Origin of the sequence: Parasphingorhabdus sp. (assembly GCF_036964675.1) — a bacterium.
Taxonomy (GTDB): domain Bacteria; phylum Pseudomonadota; class Alphaproteobacteria; order Sphingomonadales; family Sphingomonadaceae; genus Parasphingorhabdus.
Window position 1 is genome coordinate 26,607 of the sequence record NZ_JBALTF010000018.1, and the last position, 4,480, is coordinate 31,086.

The 4,480-nt window shown below is 53.4% G+C and carries 5 protein-coding genes; 2 read left to right on the forward strand and 3 right to left on the reverse strand.

Going from position 1 to position 4,480, the window contains the following annotated elements; genetic code table 11:
- Positions 1-1,012, forward strand: a 1,012-nt coding sequence (locus tag V7665_RS05150) for a sensor histidine kinase (RefSeq protein WP_335663469.1), incomplete at its 5' end; no start/stop codon positions are given.
- Between the two features lie 2 nt (positions 1,013-1,014).
- Positions 1,015-1,776, forward strand: a complete 762-nt coding sequence (locus V7665_RS05155) for a LytR/AlgR family response regulator transcription factor (RefSeq protein ID WP_335663470.1) — start codon at positions 1,015-1,017, stop codon at positions 1,774-1,776.
- On the opposite strand, the gene V7665_RS05160 is transcribed toward V7665_RS05155, so the two are convergent.
- From V7665_RS05160 to dksA, 3 genes are all read right to left on the reverse strand, one after another.
- Complete coding sequence (locus tag V7665_RS05160; RefSeq protein ID WP_335663471.1) at positions 1,734-2,774, reverse strand: CaiB/BaiF CoA transferase family protein; 1,041 nt, start codon at positions 2,772-2,774, stop codon at positions 1,734-1,736. The genes V7665_RS05155 and V7665_RS05160 overlap by 43 nt on opposite strands.
- A gap of 88 nt (positions 2,775-2,862) precedes the next feature.
- Positions 2,863-3,273: a PilZ domain-containing protein gene (locus tag V7665_RS05165; RefSeq protein ID WP_335663472.1), complete on the reverse strand. Its 411-nt coding sequence runs from the start codon at positions 3,271-3,273 to the stop codon at positions 2,863-2,865.
- 190 nt (positions 3,274-3,463) lie between these two features.
- Positions 3,464-3,931, reverse strand: a complete 468-nt coding sequence (gene dksA / locus V7665_RS05170; RefSeq protein WP_335663473.1) for an RNA polymerase-binding protein DksA — start codon at positions 3,929-3,931, stop codon at positions 3,464-3,466.
- Positions 3,932-4,480: the final 549 nt, after the last annotated feature.

Below are 4,480 nucleotides of genomic sequence, written 5' to 3' on the forward strand. Positions count from 1 at the left end.
CCAGGATAGCGCAGATGCCTTGTTCGTGCAGCGGATCCTGATGACCAGCATCTGTATCACCTTCACCTGGCTGCTCTACCGCTTGCTGATTGCGGTGCGCAGCAGCGGAATGGGCGCTGCGATATTCATGCTTACCTTGCCGACCATGATTCTGGCCAATTACATCGCCATCCTCGACCAGATCGTATTTGACCGTGAGGCGGCCCTGTTCGATTTTTCCTATCTGCTCGATCCGATCGATTTCAGGTCGTTCGACTGGGCCTATATTCTGGATGAAGCGTTGACCCGCTATTTCATTCTGGTCAGCTGGGGCGCTTTATATCTGGCCTTGTCGCACAGTCAGGACGTGCAGCGGATGATGGTGCATAGTCGGCAGCTGGAGCGGGTGAACCGAGAGAGTGAATTACGGGCGCTGCGTTACCAATTGAATCCGCATTTCGTTTTCAATGCGCTCAATTCGGTCAGCAGCCTGATCATCGATCGGAAAAATGAGCAGGCCGAGAAACTTGTCGATGACCTGGCCGACTATATGCGGGCGGTGTTGACCGGCGGCACCGAGGATATGATTGCGGTGGAACAGGAAATTGCGCAGCAGGTTCGCTACCTCGAGATAGAGCGCGTGCGTTTCCCCGAGCGGCTGCATTATATTGTTAACATCGACCCGGCCGCAAATGGTTGGAGCATACCGGCCTTGATCATCCAGCCGCTGATCGAAAATGCCGTCAAATTTGGCGTGTCAGGAACGGACCAGCCGATCAATATCATTATCTCCGCACAGATTGAGGGTGATCGCTTGCGCATCAGCGTCGCCAATGACGGGAGGATAAAAATCCCTGCTGCGCAACCGCCTGATCGCACTGGCGGTACCGGGACCGGTCTGACCAATATCCATAACCGGCTGAGAGCTTTATATGGCCAAAATGCGTCGTTGTTTCTGGCGAACAGCAAGGACGGAATGGCCATTGCAACCATAGTTCTACCCGATCCGTCGATGATATTTGAGGATATCTGAGAATGGCCAAAAAGCCGCCATCGGTCCTGATTGTTGATGATGAGCCGCTCGCCCGCTCTCGGCTCAAGGCGCTTTGTGAACGGACCCGGCTGTTCGGGGAAATGGAATTGGCCAATGGCGGTCGCCAGGCGGTGGAGAAAATCAGGCAGCGACAACCCGATATTGTGCTGCTCGACGTCGACATGCCCGATTATTCCGGACTCAAAGTGGCAGAGTTTTGCCAGGGTCTCGCGCGGATGCCGGAGATTATCTTTACGACAGCGCATAGCACATATGCGGTTCAGGCGTTTCGACTCGAAGCGACCGACTATCTCTTGAAGCCGGTCAAGGAGTCCTTGCTGCGCGAGGCCGTCGAGCGCGCTATTGCCAATCGTGCGCGTGGTGCGACCGACCGGGAACCAGATATCGCCAAACGTCTTTGGGTGCAGGATGGCACTGGGGCACTGCAGCTGAATGTTGCGGATATCCAGTGGGTCGAAGCGGAGCGAGACTATATGCGGCTATATTTGCCGGGGCGCAGCTATCTGGTGCATCAATCGATGCGCTCGCTGGAACGCCAATTGCCGGACAGCCTGTTCGTCCGCGTGCACCGCTCGACCATCGTCCGGCGTGACTGTATCGCCGAAGTTCGCCGTAAAGGGCGCAAGCGATTTGTAATATTGCAGGACGGCGGCCAATTACCCATTGGACCCCGTTATGCGGACAGGATCACGGCCACTGCTCAAACCGGACGCTTGGGCGGATCCGAAACCGTAACCGAGTAACGCGGCACTGGAGCCGGCTGCATCATTCCATCGACATCAACAAAGGTTTGTCTTTCGACATTGTGCGGATGTTCCTTTGCTTCCGTCAGTGACAGGACAGGCGCAAAACAAATGTCTGTTCCTTCCATCAGGTCGCACCATTGGGTGCGGGTCTTGGTCTTGAACAGATCGGTCAGTTTTTCCTTCAGCGCGGGCCATTGCCTGATATCCATTTGCGCGTCGAAATCTTTATCTTCTGCAAGGCCCGCCACTTGCCGCAGTTCTGCATAAAATTGCGGTTCTATTGATCCGATCGAGATAAATTTCCCGTCCGCCGTCTCATAGCTGTCATAGAAATGTGCACCGGTATCGAGCAAATTGACACCCCGTTCATCCCGCCATTGGCCGACGTTGTGAAAGTCAAAAATCATCGCCATCAAAGTGGCAGACCCATCGGTCATCGCACAATCAACCACCTGACCGGTGCCACCGGTTTTGGCATGAAGAAGGGCGGAAACCATGCCGAACGCCAGCATCATGCCGCCACCGCCAAAATCGCCGACCATATTGATCGGTGGAGTCGGTTTCTCGCCGGCACGACCGAAGGCGTGCAACGCACCAGAAATGGAAATATAGTTGATATCATGTCCCGCTGCAGAGGCGAGCGGGCCATATTGGCCCCAACCCGTCATCCGGCCATAGACCAGCTGAGGATTGTCCGCGAGCAACACGTCCGGGCCAAGCCCGAGACGCTCCATGACCCCGGGGCGAAAACCTTCGATCAGTCCGTCGGCATTTTTTACCAGATCGCGCGCTGTCGCAATCCCCTCGTCCGATTTCAGGTCAATCGCTACCAAATTGCGCGAGCGGGACAAAGAGAGCCGGGGATCCGGGGCTTTGCCAGGACGATGGAGAACGGTCACCGTGGCTCCCTGATCGGCGAGCATCATGCCGCAAAAGGGTCCGGGACCGATCCCGGCAAACTCAATGATATTGATACCGGTTAGTGGTCCTGCCATGTCTTGCTCCCGTTTAATCGACTGATTAACGGGTCCTATGCAGGGACTGAAATCTAATCAAGCTTAATGTTGAAGTTTGATCCGCAGTCTAGCGGGTGCCTGGTCCGTTGCGCAAAGGCGGGTTTTTTTGGGCCGGGTGACGCAGATAGCGCGGCAATTCCGATTTATTCTGACCAACTGGCTGCCTCGCGAGCTTTGGATCAATCGGATGATCAAATGCGACGCCGAATCTACCCTGAGCGACCCAGGCGACATGTCCGGTGACGCGACCAATATTGCGCAGTTCCAATTGAACCTTGTCACCCCGTTTGGTGAGTACCGTTGCTTCCGCCATCAGACCACCAGCTGACAGATTGCGAATCCGTACTTCGCCGCAGTCATCCCCATCAACGAAGCGTAATTCTGCTTTCAGAAACAGACTGTCCCGATCGAGCTCGCGTTTCGGGTGGCCAAGGGCCTGGCTGTTCATTTTCAGACTATCGTCAAATGGTTCTTTCATGAGCTTCCCGCAGTCGTTAAATGTAAATGCATGTGTAGCAAAGGCAGCATTAAGGCGAAATTGGTGCAAATTTCGTTAATATCGACCACTTTTTCTCGCAGAGAATTTGGCCGGTTTTAGCGGTTATTTGAGGTTTCCGGACGGTAAGAAGCCCAAAATGTTAAGTTTCCCGCTGGAGCAAGAAATTAGATCACTGATCTCGGGATATTTTCTCGTTGCGTTCATGCGCTTCCTGCGCTTCGACCGTCATCGTTGCTACTGGCCTGGCTTTTAGTCGGTCGAGCGAAATTGGTTCGCCGGTAACTTGGCAATAGCCATATTCGCCGTCTTCAATCCGTCGCAGTGCCGAATCGATTTTGGATGTCAGCTTGCGTTGACGATCGCGGGTCCTGAGCTCCAGGCCCCAATCAGTTTCGCTCGACGCCCGGTCATTGAGGTCCGCTTCCTGTATCGGACCGTCCTGCAAATGGGCGAGAGTTTCCTTGGATTCGTCGATGATTTCCTGTTTCCATTTTTTCAGGGCCTGCCTGAAGAAAGCGAGCTGGCGCTCGTTCATGAACTCTTCGTCTTCGGTCGGTTCATAGCCATCTGGCAGGGCCACATCTGTGCCATTTGCGCCAGTTTTTGCGGATGCTTTTTTTACCGAGGATGCCAACATACTCTCCAAACATCATGCCCTGGCCGAATCCGGAGGGCTGGACCATATATAGAGCGGGCCTATACCCAGCGGACTTATTGGAAACAAGGCGGAAAATCGCTGTTTATCCAATAATTTAAAAATTGGAAAATTTCGGATAAAAATAAGATGGTGTGCCGCATAGCCTTGTGGACCTGGATGGAGCTTGGTTCTCGCATATTGCACCAAAAAATTCATATTTCTCGAAATTCTCCAAGAAATCCATCGCTAATGGTTCCAATTCGGGACATTAACCGTTGCTTGATGCCAGCTGTTAAGACATTTTCCCCTTTCGCACCTGCAAACAGGGTTAATTCAATTGTTATTTACCATTTCTTCTGTCTTTCTGATCCATGTCGAGATAGCGAAAAGGGCGGTTGGCATAGGAAAGCTGACTTTCTAATCGCTTCTACAGCGGAAGAGAGATGAGATTATGTCGGTACGGATGGCTTTGGCAAAATTATGCGCCTGCACTTGCGGCGGGGCCTTGATTGGCGGCGGCGCGGTCCATGTTTCAGAAGCGCCAACAGC